This window comes from Streptomyces sp. NPDC007901, from assembly GCF_042959465.1.
Taxonomy (GTDB): Bacteria; Actinomycetota; Actinomycetes; order Streptomycetales; family Streptomycetaceae; genus Streptomyces.
On record NZ_JBIBKW010000017.1, the window covers coordinates 209825 to 230486 of the forward strand.

20 protein-coding genes are annotated in these 20662 nt (G+C 73.2%); 7 read left to right on the top strand and 13 right to left on the bottom strand.

Going from position 1 to position 20662, the window contains the following annotated elements; all coding sequences use genetic code 11:
- Positions 1-9: 9 nt before the first annotated feature.
- The 5 genes from ACFZDK_RS40535 to ACFZDK_RS40555 form a co-directional block, all read right to left on the bottom strand.
- Positions 10-2247, bottom strand: a complete 2238-nt coding sequence (locus ACFZDK_RS40535; RefSeq protein WP_390980278.1) for a tetratricopeptide repeat protein — start codon at positions 2245-2247, stop codon at positions 10-12.
- A gap of 106 nt (positions 2248-2353) precedes the next feature.
- Complete coding sequence (locus tag ACFZDK_RS40540; protein WP_390980281.1) at positions 2354-3199, bottom strand: oxygenase MpaB family protein; 846 nt, start codon at positions 3197-3199, stop codon at positions 2354-2356.
- 9 nt (positions 3200-3208) lie between these two features.
- Positions 3209-4387 carry an acyl-CoA dehydrogenase family protein gene (locus ACFZDK_RS40545; RefSeq protein ID WP_390980283.1) on the bottom strand — a complete coding sequence of 393 codons (1179 nt, stop codon included), beginning with the start codon at positions 4385-4387 and terminating at the stop codon, positions 3209-3211.
- An 88-nt stretch (positions 4388-4475) separates the two neighbouring features.
- Positions 4476-5258: an SDR family oxidoreductase gene (locus tag ACFZDK_RS40550; protein WP_390980286.1), complete on the bottom strand. Its 783-nt coding sequence runs from the start codon at positions 5256-5258 to the stop codon at positions 4476-4478.
- A 40-nt stretch (positions 5259-5298) separates the two neighbouring features.
- Positions 5299-5823 (bottom strand): cupin domain-containing protein, encoded by a 525-nt coding sequence (locus tag ACFZDK_RS40555; protein ID WP_390980288.1) that lies wholly within the window; start codon positions 5821-5823, stop codon positions 5299-5301.
- Between the two features lie 230 nt (positions 5824-6053).
- Here ACFZDK_RS40555 and ACFZDK_RS40560 point away from each other — a divergent pair, with 230 nt between their 5' ends.
- Positions 6054-6860 (top strand): acyl-CoA thioesterase domain-containing protein, encoded by an 807-nt coding sequence (locus ACFZDK_RS40560; RefSeq protein WP_390980290.1) that lies wholly within the window; start codon positions 6054-6056, stop codon positions 6858-6860.
- A 52-nt stretch (positions 6861-6912) separates the two neighbouring features.
- Here ACFZDK_RS40560 and ACFZDK_RS40565 read toward each other — a convergent pair whose 3' ends face one another.
- On the bottom strand, positions 6913-7284 hold the full coding sequence (locus ACFZDK_RS40565) for a ferredoxin (protein WP_390980292.1): 372 nt from the start codon (positions 7282-7284) through the stop codon (positions 6913-6915).
- A 150-nt stretch (positions 7285-7434) separates the two neighbouring features.
- Here ACFZDK_RS40565 and ACFZDK_RS40570 point away from each other — a divergent pair, with 150 nt between their 5' ends.
- Entirely contained in the window at positions 7435-7800 is a 366-nt protein-coding gene (locus tag ACFZDK_RS40570; RefSeq protein WP_390980294.1) for a DUF6479 family protein, read from the top strand.
- A 2-nt stretch (positions 7801-7802) separates the two neighbouring features.
- On the opposite strand, the gene ACFZDK_RS40575 is transcribed toward ACFZDK_RS40570, so the two are convergent.
- Both ACFZDK_RS40575 and ACFZDK_RS40580 read right to left on the bottom strand, forming a co-directional pair.
- Positions 7803-8258 (bottom strand): RpiB/LacA/LacB family sugar-phosphate isomerase, encoded by a 456-nt coding sequence (locus ACFZDK_RS40575; RefSeq protein WP_390980296.1) that lies wholly within the window; start codon positions 8256-8258, stop codon positions 7803-7805.
- 6 nt (positions 8259-8264) lie between these two features.
- Positions 8265-8666 (bottom strand): hypothetical protein, encoded by a 402-nt coding sequence (locus ACFZDK_RS40580; protein ID WP_390980298.1) that lies wholly within the window; start codon positions 8664-8666, stop codon positions 8265-8267.
- On the opposite strand from ACFZDK_RS40580, the gene ACFZDK_RS40585 reads away from it, so the two are divergent.
- Positions 8661-9269 carry a LysR substrate-binding domain-containing protein gene (locus ACFZDK_RS40585; protein ID WP_390980300.1) on the top strand — a complete coding sequence of 203 codons (609 nt, stop codon included), beginning with the start codon at positions 8661-8663 and terminating at the stop codon, positions 9267-9269. The genes ACFZDK_RS40580 and ACFZDK_RS40585 overlap by 6 nt on opposite strands.
- 4 nt (positions 9270-9273) lie before the next feature.
- Here the strand turns inward: ACFZDK_RS40585 and ACFZDK_RS40590 are convergent, their stop codons facing one another.
- Positions 9274-9729 (bottom strand): MarR family transcriptional regulator, encoded by a 456-nt coding sequence (locus tag ACFZDK_RS40590; protein WP_390980302.1) that lies wholly within the window; start codon positions 9727-9729, stop codon positions 9274-9276.
- Positions 9730-9961: 232 nt separating this feature from the next.
- On the opposite strand from ACFZDK_RS40590, the gene ACFZDK_RS40595 reads away from it, so the two are divergent.
- A complete protein-coding gene (locus ACFZDK_RS40595) occupies positions 9962-10930 on the top strand; it encodes an alpha/beta hydrolase fold domain-containing protein (protein ID WP_390980304.1) in 969 nt (322 codons plus the stop codon).
- 239 nt (positions 10931-11169) lie between these two features.
- Complete coding sequence (locus ACFZDK_RS40600; RefSeq protein ID WP_390980343.1) at positions 11170-11997, top strand: methyltransferase domain-containing protein; 828 nt, start codon at positions 11170-11172, stop codon at positions 11995-11997.
- Positions 11998-12057: 60 nt separating this feature from the next.
- Here the strand turns inward: ACFZDK_RS40600 and ACFZDK_RS40605 are convergent, their stop codons facing one another.
- The 4 genes from ACFZDK_RS40605 to ACFZDK_RS40620 form a co-directional block, all read right to left on the bottom strand.
- Positions 12058-12738 (bottom strand): response regulator, encoded by a 681-nt coding sequence (locus tag ACFZDK_RS40605; RefSeq protein ID WP_390980306.1) that lies wholly within the window; start codon positions 12736-12738, stop codon positions 12058-12060.
- Complete coding sequence (locus ACFZDK_RS40610) at positions 12735-13937, bottom strand: histidine kinase (protein ID WP_390980308.1); 1203 nt, start codon at positions 13935-13937, stop codon at positions 12735-12737. The genes ACFZDK_RS40605 and ACFZDK_RS40610 overlap by 4 nt, the downstream gene beginning before the upstream one ends.
- A 115-nt stretch (positions 13938-14052) precedes the next feature.
- Entirely contained in the window at positions 14053-16302 is a 2250-nt protein-coding gene (locus ACFZDK_RS40615; protein ID WP_390980310.1) for an MMPL family transporter, read from the bottom strand.
- A 175-nt stretch (positions 16303-16477) separates the two neighbouring features.
- Entirely contained in the window at positions 16478-17413 is a 936-nt protein-coding gene (locus tag ACFZDK_RS40620) for a GDSL-type esterase/lipase family protein (RefSeq protein ID WP_390980312.1), read from the bottom strand.
- Positions 17414-17890: 477 nt separating this feature from the next.
- Between ACFZDK_RS40620 and ACFZDK_RS40625 the strand changes: the two genes are divergently transcribed.
- Together ACFZDK_RS40625 and ACFZDK_RS40630 are read left to right on the top strand one after the other, a co-directional pair.
- Positions 17891-19030: a substrate-binding domain-containing protein gene (locus tag ACFZDK_RS40625; RefSeq protein WP_390980314.1), complete on the top strand. Its 1140-nt coding sequence runs from the start codon at positions 17891-17893 to the stop codon at positions 19028-19030.
- Positions 19031-19269: 239 nt separating this feature from the next.
- Positions 19270-20661, top strand: a complete 1392-nt coding sequence (locus tag ACFZDK_RS40630; RefSeq protein ID WP_390980316.1) for an extracellular solute-binding protein — start codon at positions 19270-19272, stop codon at positions 20659-20661.
- The last annotated feature ends 1 nt before the right edge of the window (position 20662 follow it).

The window sequence follows — 20662 nt, forward strand, 5'->3', positions numbered from 1 at the left end:
CCCGCCGCGTCAGCGGCCGCCGGAGGCCCGCTGCTGCCGCAGCACCGCGACGCGCCGGTACAGCTCCACGGCCTCCGTGCCCCGCCCCAGCTGCTCCAGGCAGTGCGCCTCGTCGTTGCGGCTGGCCAGGGTGTCGGGGTGGTCCGGGCCGAGGACCCGCTCGCGCGCGCCCGCCACCCGCCGGTACTCGCTGAGCGCGTCCGCCCAGCGCCCCAGCCACCCGAGGCTCACGGCGACCTCGCGGCGGCTGACCAGCGTGTCGGGGTGGTCGGCGCCGAGGACCCGCTCGCGGATGGCGCACACGTCACGCGATTCGGCGAGGGCCTCCTCCCAGCGGCCGCGGCGGCCGAGGTTGACGCCGAGACCGTGCCGGGCGCGCAGGGTCTCGGGATGGGCGGGGCCCTGCACCCGGGTGCGGTCGTCGATCAGGGCGCGGTAGAGGGCGAGCGCGTCCGCGCTGCGGCCGAGGCGGCCCAGGCTGATGCCGACCTCGTAGCGGGCGGCCAGGGTGTCGGGGTGGTCGGCGCCGAGGGCGCGGGCGCGGGCCTCGGCGACCTCGCGGTAGGTCTGGAGGGCCTCCTCCCAGCGGCCCAGCTGGCCGAGCGCGTAGGCGACTTCGTAGCGGGTGACCAGGGTGTCGGGGTGCTGTGGGCCGAGCACCCGGGCGCGGGCGGCGGCCACGTCGTGGGCCATCCGGTAGGAGTCCTCGAGCCGGCCCAGCCTGCTGAGGTTGAAGGCGAGGTTGTGGCGGCAGCGCAGGGTGTCGGGATGGTCCGGGCCCATCAGCCGCTGCCGGGTGGCGAGCACGGCCGTGTACGCCTGGTGGGCTTCGAAGTGGCGGCCCAGCTGGCCCAGGACGTAGGCCATTTCCTGGCGGGCGGCGAGGGTGTCCGGGTGGTCGGCGCCGAGGGCGCGCTCCCGGTCCCGGGCGACCTCGGTGTACGCGCGCAGGGCGTCGGCGGCGCGGCCGGTGCGGCTGAGGGTGAAGGCGATCTCGTAGCGGCTGGCGAGGGTGTCGGGATGGTCGGGGCCGAGCAGGCGCTCGCGTTCGGCGGCGACACCGCGGTGCACCTCGCCGGCCTCGGCCCAGCGCCCGAGCCGCCCGAGGCTCAGCCCGGCGTTGTGGCGGCCGGCGAGCGCGGCCACGGTCTCGGGAGCGGGACCGGGAGCGGGGAGCGCGGGCGGCGGCTGTGCGGTGCCGGTGGCCGGGCGGGCGGTCCACTCGCCGGTGAGTCCGGCGCTCGGGTCGGGCGGGGTGGTGCGCAGGGGGGCGCCGGTCGCCTTGTGGCCGGTGGTCATGCCCCGGGTCCAGGACGGCAGCCGGGGTGCGCGCGACGCCGGTTCCGAGGACGGGAGTTGAGGCCGTGCGGTGACCACGGTGGGGACGTAGGTGGGGGTCGTCCGCCCGAGGGTGATGCGACGGCCCAGCTCCTTCGCGTCGTAGGGGCGTTGGTCCGGTCGTTTGGCCAGCAGGTCGAGGACGACCCGCTCGAGCCAGCCGGGCAGTTCGGCGCGCTGGTCGCGGGGTGGCGCGGGCGGGGTGTCGCGGTGGCCGACGAGGATCGCCCAGGCGTCGCCGAGGTCGAACGGCGGTGCTCCGGTGGCGATCTCGTACAGGACGCAGCCCAGCGAGTACAGGTCGCTGCGCTGGTCGACCTCGACGCCGCCGATCTGTTCCGGGGACATGTAGTGCGGGGTGCCCATGGCGATGCCGGTGCCGGTCAGCCGGGAGGTGAACCCGATGTCGGCGCCGAGGCGGGCGATGCCGAAGTCGCAGATCTTCACGGTGCCGTCGGTCAGCCGCATGATGTTGGCGGGTTTCAGGTCGCGGTGCACGATGCCCTGCTGGTGGGTGTAGGCGAGGGCGGCGGCGACCTGTTCGGCGATGTCGACGACGTCGCCCACGGGCAGCGGGTGGTGCTTGTTGTCCTCCATCAGCTGGCTGAGGTTGCGGCCGTCGAGCAGTTCCATCACCAGGTAGAGGACGCCGTCGGACTCGCCGAAGTCGTGGACGACGGTGACCCCGCGGTGCGAGAGCGCGGCGGCCACTCTCGCCTCGCGGCGGAACCGCTCGCGCAGCACGCGGGTGAACGCCTGGTCGTGGTGCGGGCCGAGCGGTTTGAGGCACTTCACGGCGACCTGCCGGCCCAGGGACTCGTCGCGGGCCCGCCACACCTCCCCCATCCCGCCCCGCCCGATCAGGTCCAGCAGCCGGTAGCGCCCCTGGACCAGCCTGGTGTCAGCCATCGCGCGCCGTCGCCCCCCGTCGCCTCCAGCCCGCCCTCCCCTGGGGGTCACGGACACCGCGTGGCCGCGCGATGCCGTACACCCCCAACTCGCCCAGTATGGCGCCCTATCGCCCGGCTTTGTACGGTGCGGGGCGCGCGTGAGGACCGAGCCTCGCCATGGCGCGCAGGATGTGTTTGGGCGGGAGTTGCCAGCGCAGACGTGCGGGAACACAGCGCAGCAGGGTGCCGGTGGCGCGCAGCCGGCGGGTGACGACGGCGGCTCCGGGGGCCGGTCTGCCGTACAACTCGTGGGCGTACGGCGGCAGAGCGGCGTACGCCAGCTGGGCCACGCGCCGCCAGAGCACGTCGCGCGCCGGCATCAGGAGCGGGTGCGTCGGCGGGCGGAGCAGGAAGTCGTCCACCGCGCGTGCGTCGGCTCCCGCGCCGAGTTGCGGTCGTACCTTCTCGAAGTAGGCGGCCAGCTCCTCCTGGTCGCCCGGCACGGCGGCGGGGTCGAGGCCGACCAGGCGGGCGCTGATCCGGTGTTCGGCGATGTAGCGGTCGGCCTGCGTGTCGGTGAGCGGGAAGCCGGAGCGGCGGACGACGTGCAGATACGAGTCGATCTCGGCGCAGTGCACCCACAGGAGCAGTTCGGGTTCGTCCACGCCGTACCGTTCACCGGTGTCCGGGTCCGTGGCGGTCAGCATGCTGTGGACCTTCCGGATGCGGGCCCCGGCCCGCTCGGCGGACTCGGTGGTGCCGTAGGTGGTCGTGCCGACGAAGTTCGCGGTCCGCATCAGCCGGCCCCAGGCGTCCCGGCGGAAGTCGGAGTTCTCCATGACTCCGCGCACCGCGCGCGGGTGCAGAGCCTGCAGATAGAGCGCGCGGACTCCGGCGACCCACATCATCGGGTCACCGTGCATCTGCCAGGTCACGGAGTCCGGGGTGAAGAGCCCGGGGTCGGCGCCCATGACCGCAGGTTAACGCCGTACCCGCGGCATCCCCAGTCCGATCCAGGAAATGATCTCCCGCTGGATCTCGTTGTTGCCGCCGCCGAAGGTGAAGATGACCGCCGAGCGGTAGCCGCGTTCCAGGTCGCCGTGGAGGACCGCGCCCGCCGAGCCCTCCTTCAGCGGGCCCGCGGCGGCGGCGATCTCCATCAGCCAGGCGTAGGCGTCGCGGCGGGTCTCGGAGCCGTAGACCTTGACGGCGGAGGCGTCCTGCGGGGTGAGGGTGCCCTCCTGGACGGCGGTCACCATCTGCCAGTTGAGGAGTTTCATGGCGTCCAGGCGGGTGTGGGTCTGGGCGAGGCGGCGGCGCACCCAGGGCAGGTCGACGACCCGGCGGCCGTCGGCGAGCTTGGTCTCCATCGCCCAGCGCTGTACGTCGTGCAGGGCGCGGATGGCCATGGTGCCGTGGGCCGCGAGGGTGACCCGCTCGTGGTTGAGCTGGTTGGTGATCAGCCGCCAGCCCTGGTTCTCCTCGCCGACCCGGCGGGAGACGGGGACGCGGATGTTCTCGTAGTAGCTGGCGGTGGTGTCGTGCGAGGCGAGGGTGTTGATCAGCGTGCAGGAGTAGCCGGGGTCGGAGGTCGGCACCAGGAGCATGGTGATGCCCTTGTGGGGCGGGGCCTCGGGGTCGGTACGGGTGGCGAGCCAGACCCAGTCGGCGGTGTCGCCGTTGGTGGTCCAGATCTTCTGGCCGTTGACGACGTACTCGTCGCCCTCGCGCACGGCCCGGGTCTTCAGGGCGGCGAGGTCGGTCCCCGCGTCGGGCTCGCTGTAGCCGATGGCGAAGTCGATCTCGCCGGAGAGGATGCGGGGCAGGAAGTACGCCTTCTGCTCGTCGGTGCCGTACTGCATGATCGTCGGGCCGACGGTGTTCAGGGCCATGAGCGGGAGGGGTACGCCGGCCTGGGCGGCCTCGTCGAAGAAGATGAACTGTTCCATCGCCGTCAGGCCGCGCCCGCCGTACTCCTTCGGCCAGCCCACGCCGAGCCAGCCGTCCGCGCCCAGCCGCCGGACCGTCTCCCGGTAGAAGCGTTTCTGCGCGGCCGGGTCGGCGTAGCGGGCGTAGGCGTTGTCCGGCACCAGGCCGGCGAAGTAGGCGCGCAGTTCGGTGCGCAGCCGCTGCTGCTCGGGCGTGTGGTCGAGGTGCACGGCGCCTCCAGGCTCCCCAAGGGCGGTCCTGACGGCGCACACCGTAGAACGTGTTCCAGAAATTGGGAATGGCGGCGCCGGGGGCGTTTCAGCCGGGGAGCACGGTTGACCAGCCGCCGTCGACGACCAGGTTCGCGCCGGTGATGTAGGACGCCTCGTCGGAGGCGAGGAAGACCGCCGCGTTGACGACCTCGTCGGGGCGGCCGACGCGGCCGAGGGGAATGTGCCGGGCGATCGTCCGCATGGGGTGGTCCTCGGCCAGCAGGTCGCCCCGGGAGCCCTCGGTGTCGATCATTCCGGGGCTGACGCAGTTGGCCCGGACGCCGTGCGGGGCTCCCTCGGCGGCAAGCTGCCGGGTCAGTGCGATGACGGCCCCCTTCGAGGCCGAGTGCGCGGTACGGCGGTTGGTGAGCGATCCGGTCAGGCCCGCCGTCGATCCGACGGTGAGGATGCAGCCGCGGCTGCGGACCAGGTGCGGCCAGGCGACATGCGCCGCGAGCCACACGGAGTCCAGCTCCGCGCGCATGGTGAAGGCGAAGTCCTCATACGGCTGGGTGTCGACCGCTCCGAAGCGGACGGCGCCCGCGTTGGCGTAGAGGATGTCGACCCCGCCGAAGGCACGGACGGCCTCCGCCACCCAGGCCCGGACGGAGTCCTCGTCGGTGACGTCCAGCGGGGCGGGGGTGCGGGCGGCGCCGCCGGCCTCCGAGATGAGCCGCTGGGTCTCCAGTGCCCCCTCGTGCCGCAGGTCGCCGCCGACGACCAGGGCCCCCTCGGCCGCGAAGCGCAGCGCGGCGGCCCGGCCCTGGCCCCGGGCCGTTCCCGAGATCAGGGCCACCTTGCCGGCCAGCCGTTTTCCTTCGGACGTCACGGACGCGTTCTCCTCACGGCTACGACGGACGGCGGTGGGTTCAGGACTCGCCGGGTGCCAGCGGGCTGCCGTGCAGGGTGCCGAGCACCTCGGGGCCCAGGACCTTCAGCAGCGGCTCGGTGAAGACGCCGTCGACGAGGATGAACGCCATCCGGGCCACCGTGCCGGTGCGGTTCTCCCAGCGGTGGTCGGTGCCGCGCTGGATCACCACGTCCCCGGCCCTCAGCACCCGCTCGGAGTCGTCGAGGACGAGGACGACCTCGCCGTCCAGGACGATGCCGTAGTCCACGGTCTGGGTGCGGTGCGTCGGGGAGACACAGCCCGGCGGGAACTCGTTCACCCGGATCTTGGTGCCGCCGGGGGCGGGCGGCACGGTCAGGTCGCGCTCGGTGGGCTCGGCCTCGTCGGCGGCGAGGGGCGCCGGCACGGCGTCGGTGTTCCACATCTCGTAGAAGACGGCGCCGTCGGGAGCGGTACGGACTATGGGCGGTGCGCCGTCGGAGAGGAACACGGAGGTACCCGACCCGTCGTGACCGGTGACGATCCGGCGCGGCGGCTGGCTCATGGAGGCGCTCCTCTGGGGGGACGTGCGGTGCGGAACTCCTGTCACGCTAGGCAGCCGGGCGGTGCGGCGGAAATGCGCGTTCCGGATGCCAGGCATCGGGTCGGCCACTCCTCCGCCGCACTCCGCCGTTCCACCGCGCCGGCACGAGATAGCTGCACTGTGCACTTTCTCACGTGGCGGGACGCGCGGATCCCGGTAACGTCCCGAGCAGAGGAAAGGGGAGACGGACCTTGCCCAACTCCACCGGGCCCCGGGGTGGTTACTTCGAGGCCATCGACGAGCGGCGCTACAAACCGACCGTGCACGCGGGCGGCGCCTGGGACGTGAACGAGCAGCATTTCAGCCCGCTGGGCGGCCTCGTCGTGCACGCCCTCGACCGGCATCAGGCCGCGGGAGAGGACAACGGGCTGCTGCTCTCCCGGATCAGTTACGACATCCTGGGCCGCCTCGCCCTGGACGAGTGCGAGATCGAGGTCGGGACCGTCCGCCCCGGCCGGACCATCGAACTCCTCGAAGCGGTGGTCCGGATCGCCGGCCGCCTGGTCGTCCGGGCCCGCGCCTGGTACCTGGCCGCCCTGGACACCACCGCCGTGACGGGCGGCCCGGGGGACCGGCTCGCCGCGCCCGGGTCACTGACCCCGTGGCCGATGTCCGACCTCTGGCCCGGCGGCTACATCGCCTCCGTGGACGTCCGCCCGGTCGCACCGCCCAGCCCGGGCCGGACGACGGCGTGGGTCTCCACCCCACTCGACCTGGTCGCCGGTGTCGAGGTGAGCCCGCTCGCCTCGTATCTCGCCCTCGTCGACACCGCCAACGGCATCGCCGTCCGGCAGCCGCCCACGGCGTGGATGTTCCCGAACGTCGACCTGACCGTGCACCTGCACCGCCAGCCGCGCGGCACCTGGACGGGACTGGACACCACGGTCACCTTCGGCCCCTCCGGCCAGGGCCTCACCAGCACCGTCCTGCACGACGTCGACGGCCCGGTCGGGCGCGCCGAGCAGATCCTCACGGTCCGCCCGCTGCCGGGGGCATGACGGACCGAGAACAAGGAAGGGGGGCGCCCGCCGGATCCGGGCGCCCCGGCCTTCAGCCGAGGGCCGCGAGGAAGTCCGCACAGGCCTCGGCGCACTCCCGGCAGGCCGCCGCGCTCGCCTCGGCGGCGCGGTGGGTCTCGAAGGCGACCGCGCATTCGAGGCAGATCGTCCGGCACCAGGCGAGCTGGATGCGCAGATCGGCCTCGCCCCGGCCGTTCTCCTCGGTCAGCGCCCGGCACGTCGCGTCGCACACCTCGGCGCACATGATGCCCTTGCGGCGCACCTTCTCGGACTCGGCGCCGCCGGGGTCGAGCACCCCGGCGCGCAGCGCGCACACCCGGGCACACTCCGTGCAGGCCTGGGCGCAGGCGAAGCGGTCCTCCAGAAACCGGTACAGCTCCTGCTGGGAAGTCTGCTGCGTCACCCGCCCCGGGTAGCCCGGAACGGGGGCGGCAAACGCCGCGCCGGCACGGGTTCCGGCCGTTCGGCGTCACCCCCGGAGGTCGCCCACGGTGTACGACCGGTTACCCATCACGTCCGGTTCGTACCGTTCTGGTCCGGGTATCCCCTTGCTATGAGTACGTCATCGATGCAGCTGGCCGCTCCCAGCGGCCTGATGAGTCTCGCGCTCTTCCTGGTGGCCGTGGCCGTGCTGGCGATGCTCGCCGGAGGCTTCTGGCTGGGCAACCGGGTCAAGTACCACGAGTCGCTCCGGCCGCGTCCCGAGGAGCAGCCGAAGCTGCCCCCGGAGGGCGCGGTGCACGAGGTCCGGGAGAACCGCGAGTCGGAGGAGATCCCTCTGATTCCCAAGGGTGGCCATGCGCTCACCCCGTACGAACTCAGCAACCAGCAGACCAGGCCGAGCGCGTCCAAGGACCGGCCGCGCTGGAGTCCGGGCTCCAGCGGCTCGTTCGGCGGCGGCGGGCTCGGCGCCCACTGACCCTAGGCAGTCCCCCGGCCCGCGTCGAGACGTCCGACGTGGGCCACGTTCCCGAGATCCTCGGCGTCCTGGCTCGGCGTGGCCGTGAACCAGGCGTCGAGGATCTCCTTGAGCACCGGCGGCGAGGTCAGGCGCAGGCTCAGGGCGAGGACGTTGGCGTCGTTCCAGCGGCGCGCGCCGTCGGCGGTATAGGCGTCCGCGCACAGGGCCGCGCGCACGCCCGGCACCTTGTTCGCGGCGATCGAGGCGCCGGTGCCGGTCCAGCAGCACACCACGGCCTGGTCCGCGGCGCCCGCGGCCACCTCCCGGGCCGCGGCCTCCGAACAGACGGCCCACCGCGGGTCCGCCCCGGGCTCCAGCGCGCCGTACGCGCGCACGTCGTGGCCGCGCCGGATCAGCTCCTCGACGAGGAGACGGGCGACGGGTTCGTCCATGTCGGAGGAGACGGTGATTCTCATGCCGGTTCACGTTACGCGCCGGCCGGGGAACTTCCGAGGACGGACGGATGCCTGACCTGCGTCGGCGCGATACCCGTCACGGACCCGGCGGTCGCTGACGCGCAGGGCGAGCAGCGCGGCGCAGCCGCCCAGTCCCGCCATGGCGAGGAGCCCGGTGCGGAAACCGCCGGCGGCCAGGGTCGCGGCCAGGGCCACCCCGCAGGCGGCGGCGAGCTGCCGTTGCGTGGTGAGGAGCGTCGTGGCGTCGGCGGTGCGGGCGGCCGGGACCTGTTCACGCGGCTGCCGCGCGGGGTCGAGCCGACTCCGCTCGCCCATGAGCCGGCCGGTCAGGTCGCGGCGCCGCTGGACGCGCTCGCCGCGCTGGACGGCGGCGGCGGTCCGCTCGCCGGACAGCGTGCGCCCGTGCATCTCGCGGATCCCTCGGAGCTGCTGTGCGTGCGGGTGCTGCCCGCCCTGGAGCCGCTGGTCGCCGAGGGGGTCCAGCTGCGGGTCGCCCAGGGTCTTCCCGAGCCCCTGCTGGAGGAGATGGGCTCGGGCCGGCACGACCTGGTGATCGCCACCCGCCGGCCACGCGGGCGGGCGCTCCCCTCGGTGCCGCTGGCCGACGAGGAGTACGTGCTGGTCGCCGGCCCCGAGTGGGCACGGCACACCGGCGACGGCGATGTGTGCACCGCCCTGCGTGACGTGCCGCTGGTCACCTACGCCGCGGATCTGCCCCTCGTACGGCGCTACTGGCGGACGGTCTTCGGCAAGCCGCTCACCGCCCGCGCGGCGGTGACCGTGCCGAACCTGTACGCGGTGCTGTCGGCGGTCAACGCCGGGGCCGGGTACAGCGTGCTGCCCCGCTCGCTCTGCCAGGAGTATCTGGACTCCGGCCGCCTGACCCTGCTGCACGCGCCGGAGGAGCCCCCGCTGAACACCCTCTTCCTCGTCCAGCGGCCGGGCTCCGGCACCAACCCGGACGCGGCCCGGGTCCGGGAGCTCCTGCGGGCGGCCGCCCGCGACTGGTGAGGCGTCAGCCCTCGGAGACGTGCGCGGTGAGCAGGCGCAGCAGCTGCTTGGCCGTGGCGTCCTGCTCGGCCGTCAGCCCCATGGCGTCGCCGATGGCCACCGGGACGGTCCGGGCGCGGTCCCGGAGGCGGGCCCCCTCCTCGGTGAGCCGGATGGCGACCGACCGCTCGTCGTCGGGGCGCCGTTCCCGGCTGACCAGCCCGCCCGCCTCCAGGCGCTTCAGCAGCGGGGACAGGGTGCTGGACTCCAGCTGCAGCGCGGCACCGAGCTCGCGCACGGAGACCGAGTCCTGGTCCCACAGGACGAGCATCACCAGGTACTGCGGATAGGTCAGGCCCAGTTCGTCCAGGAGCGGCCGGTAGCGCGCGGTCACGGCGCGGGAGGCGGCGTACAGCGCGAAGCAGAGCTGGTCGTCGAGGAGGAGGGACCCCTCGGTCGGCTCGGCGGCGGCACGGTCCACGGGGCGGCTCCTGGTTCCTGCGGTCGTCACAGCGGTGCACCACCTTAACTTTCCGGTCCCCGCGACCCTGTGCGGCACAAGGACGTCGCCCTCGAAGATATCGCACCCGATCGTATCGCACCCAAATAAGTAGCGCACGATTTAATCGTGCGCTACTGTCATTGCCGTGCCGCAGCCCCGGCGAACACCGCCGGCCGCCCCTGTCCGCGGCGCCCGAAACGAGGAGGCCGTCATGTCCGACGCCACCGCAGCCCGTCCCGTCCTCGAACCCGCCGCCCAGGCCTTTGTCGAGGCCACCGCGAACCCGCCGTACCTCTTCGACCTCGGGCCGGTCGAGGGCCGTAAGGCGGTCGACGAGGTGCAGTCCGGCGAGATCGCCAAGCCAGCCGTCGACGAGGAGTGGGTGACGGTCCAGGGCGGCCCCACCGGCACCGTCCGGGCACGGATCGTGAAGCCCGCCGGTGCCACCGGCCCCCTCCCCGTGATCATCTACATCCACGGCGCCGGCTGGGTCTTCGGCAACGCCCACACCCACGACCGCCTGGTCCGCGAACTCGCCGTCGGCGCGAACGCCGCCGTCGTCTTCCCGGAGTACGACCTCTCGCCCGAGGCCCGCTACCCGGTCGCCATCGAGCAGAACTACGCCGTGGCGCGCTGGGTCGTGGAGCAGGGGACGGCCAAGGGCCTGGACGCCACGCGGATCGCGGTGGCCGGCGACTCGGTCGGCGGCAACATGACCGCCGCGCTGACCCTGATGGCCAAGGAGCGCGGGGACGTGCCCCTGGTCCACCAGGTGCTGTTCTACCCGGTCACCGACGCGAGCTTCGACACGCCGTCGTACCACCGGTTCGCCGAGGGCTACTTCCTGCGCCGCGACGCCATGCAGTGGTTCTGGGACCAGTACACGACCGACGAGGCCGAGCGCGCCCGGATCACCGCCAGCCCGCTGCGCGCCACCACCGAGCAGCTCACCGGTCTGCCCCCGGCGCTGGTCATCACGGGCGAGGCCGACGTCCTGCGCGACGAGGGCGAGGCCTACGCCGACAAGCTCCGCGAGGCCGGCGTCCCCGTCACCGCCGTCCGCTACCAGGGCATCATCCACGACTTCGTGATGCTCGACGCCCTGCGCGGGACGCACGCCGCCGAGGCCGCGATCAACCAGGCGGTCGCCGTCCTGCGCACGGCGCTGCACACCGGCTGACGGCCGGTCGGACGGCACCCGGGCGAGTCCGTCCGCGTGCCGTGCGCCGTTCGGCTCCGGGCCCGGCGCGCCTCGGCCGCCTCGGCGGCCTCCCGTGGAGGATCGGTGGGCGGCGGCCTCGGGCGGGCCGCCCGGCACCGCCCCACCGTGTGAAGAGGTCCGGCCTTGAGATCCTGCGACGACCCGCTGTTCCGGTTCCCCTGGTGCGACCACGTCCTCGGCTTCGTGTCGGCGGCGAGGTGACTTCCGGCGGTCGGCGCGGGGAGGCGCCGGGCGGCGGTCGCTACGGCGAGGCGGTCTTCCGTCCCGGGCAGGCGGGCGAGGGCGAGCGCATCGACGTCGGCGCCCTCGCCTACGACGACCTCACCCTGGCCCGGCTGCGGGCGCTCGGGGCCGGACCGGGGTGGCGTTGCCTCGACGTGGGCGCGGGCACCGGCACGGTCTCCCGGCGGCTGCTGGAGGAGGCCGGCGTGGACAGCGTGCTGGCCGTGGACCGCGACGTGCGGTTCCTCGGCGAGCGGCCCGGGCTCGAGGTGCTGGAGGCCGACATCTCGGCCCCGGGCGTCGTCCGGGGCCGGTTCCGGCTCGTCCACGCGCGTTTCGTGCTGATGCACCTGCCCGAGCACGAGCGCCTGATCTCGGCGCTGGCCGAACTGGTCGAGCCCGGTGGGGTGCTGGTGCTCGGCGACGCGGTGGACCTGACGAGCGACCGGACGCCCGACACCCCGTACACCACGGTGATGCGGGCGATGTGGCAGGGGCTGCGGGCCACCATCGGCACGGATGTCTCCTGGGTTCCGTCGTATCCCCACCTGCTGCGCGCGGCGGGGCTCGGGTCCGTCGCCGCCGAGATCCATGTGCCGCCGCTGCTGCCGGGCAGTCCCATCAGCCGGTTCTGGGCGGACACCTGGGAGCGCGGCCGTGCGGCGATGCTCGCGACCGGCCTGGTCGACGACGCGGCCGTCGACGCGGCGATCCGCTACCTGGCCTCCGACGAGTGCGCCGCACTGTCCGCCGGCATGCTCACCGCCTGGGGCTGGAAACCGGCGGAGTCCGCCCCGCGCTGACGTGACGGACTGGCTCGGCGGTACGGACCGGCGCCGACGGCTCCGGGCGGAATCGTCGGCTCAGGGCTGTCGTGACTCGGGGCGCACCAGTCCGGTCTGGTAGGCGATGACGACGAGCTGGGCGCGGTCGCGGGCGCCCAGTTTCGTCAGGGAGCGCTGGATGTGGCTGCGTACGGTCAGCACGCTGAGGACGAGTTCCTCGGCGATCTCGTCGTTGGACCTGCCGCGGGCGGCGAGCGCGGTGACCTCCCGTTCGCGCGGGGTGAGGTCGTCGAGGCGCTCCGGGGGTGCCAGCAGGGCGTCGGGGGCCGGGCCGGAGAGGAAGCGGGTGATGAGGGCGCGGGTGGCGCCCGGGGAGAGGAGGGCCTCGCCGGCGGCGACCGTGCGGATGCCGGCCAGCAGGGTGTCGGTGGTGACGTACTTGCCGAGGAAGCCGCTGGCGCCGACGCGCAGTGCCCGGGCGACGTACTCGTCGGTCTCGTACATGGTGAGGACGAGGACCCGGGTGTCGGCGAGGTCGGGGTCGGCGCAGATGGCGGCGGTGGCGGCCAGGCCGTCGGTGCCGGGCATGCGGATGTCCATCAGGACGATGTCGGGGCGGTGGGTGCGGGCCAGCTCCACGGCCTCGCGGCCGTCGGCGGCCTCGCCGACCACCTCCAGGTCCGCGCAGGAGTCGATCAGCAGCCGGAAGGTGCCGCGCAGCAGGGCCTGGTCGTCGACGAGCAGGACGCGGATACTCACGGGGCGGCCTCGAGTTCTTCCGGTGCGAGGGAGTGGAGCGGCAGGGCGGTGCTCACTTCGAAGCCGCCCTGGGGGCGGGGTCCGGCGCGCAGGTCGCCGCCGACGGAGTGGGCCCGTTCCCGCATGCCCATCAGGCCGTAGCCGCCGGTGGCCCCCGGGGCGGTGGCGGTGGCGTCGTTGGTGACCGAGATGAGCAGCCGGGACCGGCTGTAACTGAGCCGGACGTCGGCGCCCTGGCCGGCGCCGTGCTTGGTGACGTTGGTGAGGGCTTCCTGGATGATCCGGTACGCCGTCAGGTCCACGCCCGGGGACAGCGGCCGGGGCTCGCCCTCCGTCGTGACGGCGACGTCCAGTCCGGCGCTCGCGTACGTCGAGACGAGGTCGGGCAGCCGGTCCAGGCCGGGCGCGGGCTCCAGGCACTCGCCGTCCTGGTCGCCGGACTGCCGGAGCACGCCCACCGTGGCCCGGAGTTCGATCAGCGCGGACGACGTGGTGACCGTCAGCTCGTCGAGCAGCTTCAGCGCCTGTTCGGGCCGGGTGGGCACGAGGTGGCGGGCGGTGCCGGCCTGGGCGTTGGCGACGGCCATGTGGTGGGCGACGACGTCGTGCAGTTCCCGGGCGATGCGCATGCGTTCCTCGGCGACCCGCAGTCGGGCCTCCTCCTCGCGGGTGCGCTCGGCGTACACGGCCCTGGCCTGCACGGACTCCAGGTAGGCCGCGCGCAACCGCGCACTGCTGCCACCGGCGATGGGCAGCAGCAGCCACAGGACGGGGCCGACCGTGCGCAGCAGCAGCATGTCGGTCGTGGGGTTGTCGAGCATGGCGGTGATCACCACCACCGCCATGGCGGCCAGACCGAAGATCCGCGCGGTCCGCCGGTCGGTCCGGGCGGCCACCCAGTACAGGGACAGCATGAGGGGGGCCAGCAGCAGGGGGGTGGGCAGGTAGCCCCGGGCGAAGGTGGCCGCCGCGCAGGCCATGGCCACGGTGGCGGCGACGCGCGGGCGGTCGCGTGCCTGCAGCAGCGCGAGGCAGGTGACGGCCGCGAGGGCGACGGCGGGCCACTCCTCCCGGGGTTGGTGGAAACCGGGGAAGCGGAGCTGGGCGCCGAGGGTCACACAGCCGAGCAGCGCCAGTGCCGTGGCCACGTCCGTGACGCGGCGAAAGCGCCCCGTCCCGCGCTCCAAGCTGGTGGTCATGTCTCTCTCCGGATGGTGGGCCTGGGTCCATGGTGGACGACGTGCGCGGTGAAACGGCCCTGCGGGCCGCCCGTGACCTGCGCCACGGGCGGCCCACAGAGGCTGGAGGGAGCGGTCAGACGCCCGCCTCGACCGGCTCGCCGGCGGTCGGATCCTGGTCGCCGGACGCCGTGGCGGCCGGGCCCCGGGTGAGGGCCTCGCCCTCGATGTCCACCCGGGGCAGCAGCCGGTCCAGCCACTTCGGCAGCCACCAGGCCCGGTCGCCGAGCAGGGCGAGGACCGCGGGCACGATCGCCATCCGCACCACGAAGGCGTCCAGGAGTACGGCGGTGGCCATGCCGAACCCGATCATCTTGATCATGGAGTCGTTCTCGCCGACGAACCCGGCGAACACCGCGATCATGATGAGGGCGGCGGCCACGACGACCCGGGCGCTGTGCCGGAACCCGGACACCACGGCCTCCTTCGCCGACTCGCCGTGCACGTAGGACTCCCGCATCCGGGAGACGAGGAAGACCTCGTAGTCCATGGCCAGGCCGAAGATGATGCCCACCAGGAAGATCGGCATCAGGCTCATGATCGGCCCGGTCTGCTCCACTCCGAACAGTCCGGCTCCGTGGCCCTGCTGGAAGACCAGGACGACCGCGCCGAGGGCCGCGAGGACCGAGAGCAGGAAGCCGAGCGCCGCCTTGAGGGGGACGAGCAGGGACCGGAAGACCACCAGCAGGAGGACGACGGCGAGACCGACGACGGTGACGAGGTAGGGCACCAGCGCCGACTGGACCTTGCCCGAGATGTCGATGTTCAGCGCGGTGTTGCCGGTGACCTCGAAGGACGCGCCGGCCGCCGACTCGAGGGCCGGGCGTTCGCCGCGGATCGTCTTGACGAGCGTCTTGGTCTTCTCGTCGGTGGGGCTGGTGGACGGGGTGGCGGTGAACACCGCCGTGTCACCCGCCTTGTTGAAGCGCGGCTGCGACACCGAGACGACGCCCTTGGTAGCGGCGATCCGCTCGCGGACCGTGGTCACCCCGCCCTTGGCGTCGTCGGCTCCCTTGGCGTCCACCACGATGGTCAGCGGGCCGTTGAACCCGGGGCCGAAGCCCTCGGCGAGGTCGTCGTAGGCGCGCCGCTCGGTGGTGGAGGTGGACTTGGCCTCGTCTCCGGGCATGCCGAGCTGCAGCTGGGTCATCGGGACGGCGAGGGCGCCGAGGCCCACGACGCCGAGCAGCAGCACGGGGACCGGGCGGCGCAGTACGAAGCGGGCCCAGCGGGTGCCGCGGTTGTCGCCCTGGGGCGTCGTGGCCTTCTTGGCGCGGAACAGCCGGCGGCGGCCGCCTTCCCGTCGGCGCGCGGCGCCCGCCAGTACGGCGTTCGGCCAGAATCCGAGCAGGGCCGGGACGACGGTCAGGGCGATGACGACGGCGACGATCACCGCTCCGGCGGCGGTCAGGCCCATCTTGGTCAGCATCGGGAGGCCGACGACGGACAGGCCGGCCAGGGCGATGACCACGGTGAGGCCGGCGAAGACCACCGCCGAGCCGGCCGTGCCGACCGCGAGGCCCGTCGCCTCCTCCGGAGCCCGGCCCTTGGCGCGTTCCTCCCGGTAGCGGGAGACGACGAACAGGGCGTAGTCGATGCCGACGGCGAGGCCCAGCATCATCGCCAGGGTCCCGGTGCTGGTGGACAGGCCCAGGGCGTCGGCCAGCACGGTGATGGTGAACATGCTGAGACCGACGCCGAGGATCGCGGTCAGCAGCGGCAGTCCGGCGGCGGCCAGCGACCCGAAGGTGACCAGCAGGACGACGGCCGCGATCGCGATGCCGATGATCTCGGCGGCGCCGCCGGGTCCGGCCCCGCTGTCCATGGCGGAACCGCCGGTCTCGACCGTGAGGCCCGCGTCGCGTGCCTGGTCGACGGCGTTCTCCAGTGCCGTCCGGCCGGCGTCGGTGACGGCGGAGGACTTCACCTTGTAGGTGACGGTCGCGTAGGCCGTGGTGCCGTCCTTGCTGACCGCCTTCGCGGTGAAGGGGTCCGCGACGCCGGCCACCTGGGTGCCGTCGCCCAGGGCGTCCACCGTCTCCTCGACGGCTTTCTTGTTCGCGGTGGCGGTGACCTTCTGCCCGTGCGGGGCGACGAACACGACCCGCGCGGTGGCTCCGTCGGCGGCCGCGCCGGGGAAGCGCTCCTGCATCAGGTCGAACGCCTTCTGGGACTCGATGCCCGGCGTCGAGAACTCCTCGTCGGAGGCGCCCGGCGCCTGCAGCGCGCCCAGTCCTACGGCGGCCAGGACGGCCACCCACAACAGGGCGACGTACCCGCGCCGCCTAAAGGCCAGTCGGCCCAGTCGATACAGAAAAGTAGCCACGTCAGGGAACTCCACATCCGTTCTCGCTTGGTCACCCAGGCTGTCCTGGCGAGGGCCCCCTCGTCGTCGTGCGGCTACTGGCACTGCCGCCTACTGAATCCGCAGGACGGTCTACTGAAACCGCAGTACGCGACCGGTCCGCGGGGTCCTGCGCCGGTACGACGGCGGGTGCGCCTCAGTCCGTCGCCGTGAGCGCGCGGAGCACGGCCTCGGCCATGCCGCGCTCGCCGCGCTCGTTGGGGTGGGCCGGGGCCGCAGGGGCCGCCGGGACGAGCGGCTCGATCCAGCGCACGGCGGCGTCCGCGCAGGCGTCCCGGCCCGCGGAGGGCGTGTAGGTGTCGACGTATCCGGCCCCGGCCGCCCGCGCCCGCTGCCGGAGCACGGCGTTGAGCCGGTGCTCCGTCTCGCGCAGGAAGCCCACGTCGCCCGGCGCCAGCCCGAGCGCGGCGCAGTCGGTTCCCTCGGCGGGCAGGATCGCCGGATAGCCGACCACGTAGACCCGGGCCTCGGGCGCGCGGCGCCTGATGTCGTCCAGCACGCCGGACAGCCGCCCGCCCACCGCGCTGATCCGCCCTTCGATCGTGTCGGTGCCGTCCGACACGTACCGGCCGCGGCACGGCGCCCGGTCGGCGGCCCCGCTCGCGATACGCTCCTCCAGCTGGTACTTCACGCCGTCCTTGACGCAGGTCGTGAGCAGCGAGGCGAAGCCGATGTCGTTGCCTCCGATGCCGAGGGTGACCAGCCGCGTCGAGGCGGTCAGGGCGGACAGCTGGGCCGGGTTGACGCCGTCGTCCGTGGACTGCGGCGCGGACAGGTCGGCCGTGACGGCCCCGCTGCAGCTGACGTCCCGGAACCCGGCCGGCCGCAGGCCGAGTCCGGCGGCGACCAGCGCGGGGTAGTTCCGGTCGGAGCGCTCGCAGCCCGCGGGCCGCCCGTGCCGGTCGGGGATGCCCGGGCCCGCGGTGTACGAGTCGCCGAGCGCCACGTACGGCCCCTTGGGCAATGTGCGCGCCGACGCGGTCCCGCCGCCGTCCCGGCCTACGGTCACGGCCGCCGCGAGTGCGACGCACGAGGCGACGGCCGCCAGTGCGAACCCGGTACGTGTCCTCATCCGAGTCTCCTGCTTCCTGCTGGGGATCCGACCGGCGCTGGGCTGGGCCGCGCGAGGCGGTGCGCCCCCGGTCTCCGACCGGTTCAGGCTCTCCGGGCGGGGCGCGTCCCGTCGTCGTCCGGCTGTGGGCAAACGGGGGCCTCCACGCGCAGTACGCGCCGCCGCGCCGCCGTACCGCGGATTCAGCAGGGACTACCGCGTTCGCAGTAGCGCGGGGACGCCGCGAGCTACACCTGCCGCCGCCGAACACCCGTGCTCCGCACGGGAGACGGCGTCCGTCTCCCGTGCGGAGCCCTGTCCGGTGGACCGGCCTCCCCCGCATGCTCCCCGCGATCGATGCGTTCCGGACTCTTGACGCCACTCCTATGACTGCGTAGACATGACTGCGTAGACATGACAGCGCAGTCAGCCAGGCCGCGCATGGCATGATGGGCCCCGATCAAGCGGTCCGGAGATCAAGCGGTCACGGGAGACGCCATGACACCAGGGACGGGACGCGGCAAGAGCACCGCCGCGCCGCGCAGTGTCGACGTGGCGCGGCTGGCCGGTGTCTCGCAGAAGACCGTCTCCCGGGTCTTCAACGACGAGCCGTACGTCTCCGAGGACGTGCGCCGTCGCGTGCTCGACGCCGCCGAACAGCTCGGCTACCGGCGCAACAACGCCGCCCGGGCACTGGCCTCCGGGCGCACCCGCTCGATCGGCGTGGTGACCCTGGGCACGGCCCTGTACGGACCCGCCTCGCTGCTCATGGGCGTCGAGCGGGTCGTCCGGGACACCGGCTACGCACTGCGCGTGGTCAACACGGTGGAGGGCGACCCGGCGGGCCTCTCCGGTGCCGTGGACTCGCTCCTCGACCAGGGCGTGGACGGCATCGTGATCTCGGAACCCATCGACGAGCAGGGCGATGTGTCCCTGCGCGTCGACGTGCCGGTCCTCGTCATGGGCGCACCGCCACCGGTCACCGCGCCGATCGTGCTGACCGCCGGCGACGGCGCGGACCTGATGGCCCGCACCGCCACCGAACACCTGCTCAGCCTCGGCCATGTGACGGTCCATCACCTCGCTGGACCGTGGCGCTGGTACGCCGCCCTGGACCGTCTGGAGGGCTGGCGGGCAGCCCTGACCGCGGACGGCAGGGAGGTGCCCCCGGTCGCCGAGGGCGACTGGTCGGCCGCCTCCGGGTACGCGGCGGGGCGCGAACTCGCCGCCGACGACCGGGTGACCGCGGTCTTCTCCGCCAACGACGACATGGCGATCGGTCTGATCCGCGCGCTGACGGAGGCCGGCCGGCGGGTGCCGGAGGACGTCAGCGTGGTCGGTTTCGACGACATCCCGGTCGCCGCCTATGTCACTCCCCCGCTCACCACGGTGCGCCAGCCCTTCGACGCCGTGGCGCAGGAGGGCCTCAAACGCCTGGTGCACGCCATCGAGAACCCGGCGGCGGATCCGCTGGCGTCGAGCGGTCCGCCGGTCGACCTCGTCGTCCGCGCCTCGACCGCGCCCCCGCCGGGCCGCAGGACACCGGCGCGTGGCAGGCACGGCCCGGCGTCGGGTCCCTCATCAGGTCCGTCATCAGCTCCGTCCTCCGCGAACGGGGGTACCAGCACCGACAACTGACCCACCGTCCGGCCCGCACCACCCCTCCTCACGCGATCCCGGCACGAGCCGCCCTGCCGTCACCGACGCCGCACTGATCGCCCGTCTTTCCTCGCCTCCCTGAGCGCACCCGGCATCGCACCGGCGCCCAGGCCCGCGCGCCGCTCCTGCGGCACGGTTCCGCACCGTCCCTCCCCCTTCCTCACCCCCGCACGCCCTCGCCAGGCGTGCCGTCCCTTCGCCATCGGCGGGAGTTCACCATGCCCAGATCCACTTCCATGCCCAGCACCGCCCCCATGAGCCGTCGGCTGTTCCTCGCCACCACCGGCGCACTGTCGCTCGGCGCCACCCTCACCGCCTGCGGCGGCGGGGACGGCGGCGGTTCCTCCGCCTCGGCCAAGCCCGTGAACCAGGCCGACATCGACAAGGCCATGAAGACCCCGACCGAGTTGACGTTCTGGACCTGGGTCCCGAACATCGCCAAGGAGGTCGCGCTCTTCGAGAAGAAGTACCCGGCCGTCAAGGTCAAGATCGTCAACGCCGGTCAGGGAACGCCCCAGTACACCAAGCTGCGTACGGCGCTGAAGGCCGGCAGCGGCGCACCGGACATGGTCCAGATCGAGTACCAGGCCATCCCGACCTTCACCATCACCAACAGTCTGCTCGACCTGCGGCCGTACGGCGCCTCGGCACTCAAGTCCGCCTTCGTCGACTGGACCTGGGGCCAGATCAGCGGCAGCAACGGCGAGATCTGGGCGATACCGCAGGACACCGGCCCGATGGGCATGCTGTACCGGCACGACATCTTCGAGAAGCACGGCATCCAAGTCCCCGGCACCTGGGACGAGTTCGCCGCCGCCGCGCGCAAGCTCCACAAGGCGGACCCGGACGTCTACCTCACCAACCTCGCCGCCAACCAGGTCGCCGCCTGGCACGGGCTGCTCTGGCAGGCGGGCGCCAAGCCCTATGTCACCTCGGGCAAGAGCGACATCACCATCAGCGTGGACGACACCGTCTCGCAGAAGCTCGGCGCCTACTGGGGCGGGCTCGCGAAGGAAGGGGTCATCGGCGTCGAGCCGGACTTCACCGACTCCTGGTACGCCGCCCTCAACAAGGGCAAGTACGCCACCTGGATCACCGCTGCCTGGGGGCCGGTGTTCCTGTCCGGCTCCGCCAAGGCCACGGCCGGCAAGTGGCGGGCGGCCCCGCTGCCGCAGTGGGACGCCGCCAAGCCCAGCTCCGGCAACTGGGGCGGCTCCACCACCGCGGTCGTCCGCTCCACCAAGAACCCCATCGCGGCGGCCATGTTCGCGCAGTTCCTCAACAGCGACCCGGCCAGCGCCAGGATGTTCGCCACCGAGCAGTTCTTCTTCCCCGCCACCAAGTCCCTGCTCACGGACGCGTCCTTCACCGGGGACGCCCCCTCCTTCTACGGCGGCCAGAAGGTCAACCAGGTCTTCGCCGACATCAGCTCCACGGTCAACGCCTCCTTCCAGTGGCCCCCGTTCCTCGACCAGGCGGCCACCGACTGGACGGAGACCGTCGGCAAGTCCCTCGCGGACCACACCGACACGGTCCGCGCGCTCGGCAGCTGGCAGTCGCGGCTGACGACGTACGCGAAGAGCCAGGGCTTCACGGTCAAGGGGAGCTGAG

Bases quoted from the DNA above. Each gene is read 5' to 3' on its own strand.
- ACFZDK_RS40535 (WP_390980278.1), bottom strand. From the start codon at position 2,247: ATGGCTGACACCAGGCTGGTCCAGGGGCGCTACCGGCTGCTGGACCTG.
- ACFZDK_RS40540 (WP_390980281.1), bottom strand. From the start codon at position 3,199: ATGGGCGCCGACCCCGGGCTCTTCACCCCGGACTCCGTGACCTGGCAG.
- ACFZDK_RS40555 (WP_390980288.1), bottom strand. From the start codon at position 5,823: ATGAGCCAGCCGCCGCGCCGGATCGTCACCGGTCACGACGGGTCGGGT.
- ACFZDK_RS40570 (WP_390980294.1), top strand. From the start codon at position 7,435: ATGAGTACGTCATCGATGCAGCTGGCCGCTCCCAGCGGCCTGATGAGT.
- ACFZDK_RS40575 (WP_390980296.1), bottom strand. From the start codon at position 8,258: ATGAGAATCACCGTCTCCTCCGACATGGACGAACCCGTCGCCCGTCTC.
- ACFZDK_RS40580 (WP_390980298.1), bottom strand. From the start codon at position 8,666: ATGCACGGGCGCACGCTGTCCGGCGAGCGGACCGCCGCCGCCGTCCAG.
- ACFZDK_RS40595 (WP_390980304.1), top strand. From the start codon at position 9,962: ATGTCCGACGCCACCGCAGCCCGTCCCGTCCTCGAACCCGCCGCCCAG.
- ACFZDK_RS40610 (WP_390980308.1), bottom strand. From the start codon at position 13,937: ATGACCACCAGCTTGGAGCGCGGGACGGGGCGCTTTCGCCGCGTCACG.
- ACFZDK_RS40620 (WP_390980312.1), bottom strand. From the start codon at position 17,413: ATGAGGACACGTACCGGGTTCGCACTGGCGGCCGTCGCCTCGTGCGTC.
- ACFZDK_RS40625 (WP_390980314.1), top strand. From the start codon at position 17,891: ATGACACCAGGGACGGGACGCGGCAAGAGCACCGCCGCGCCGCGCAGT.
- ACFZDK_RS40630 (WP_390980316.1), top strand. From the start codon at position 19,270: ATGCCCAGATCCACTTCCATGCCCAGCACCGCCCCCATGAGCCGTCGG.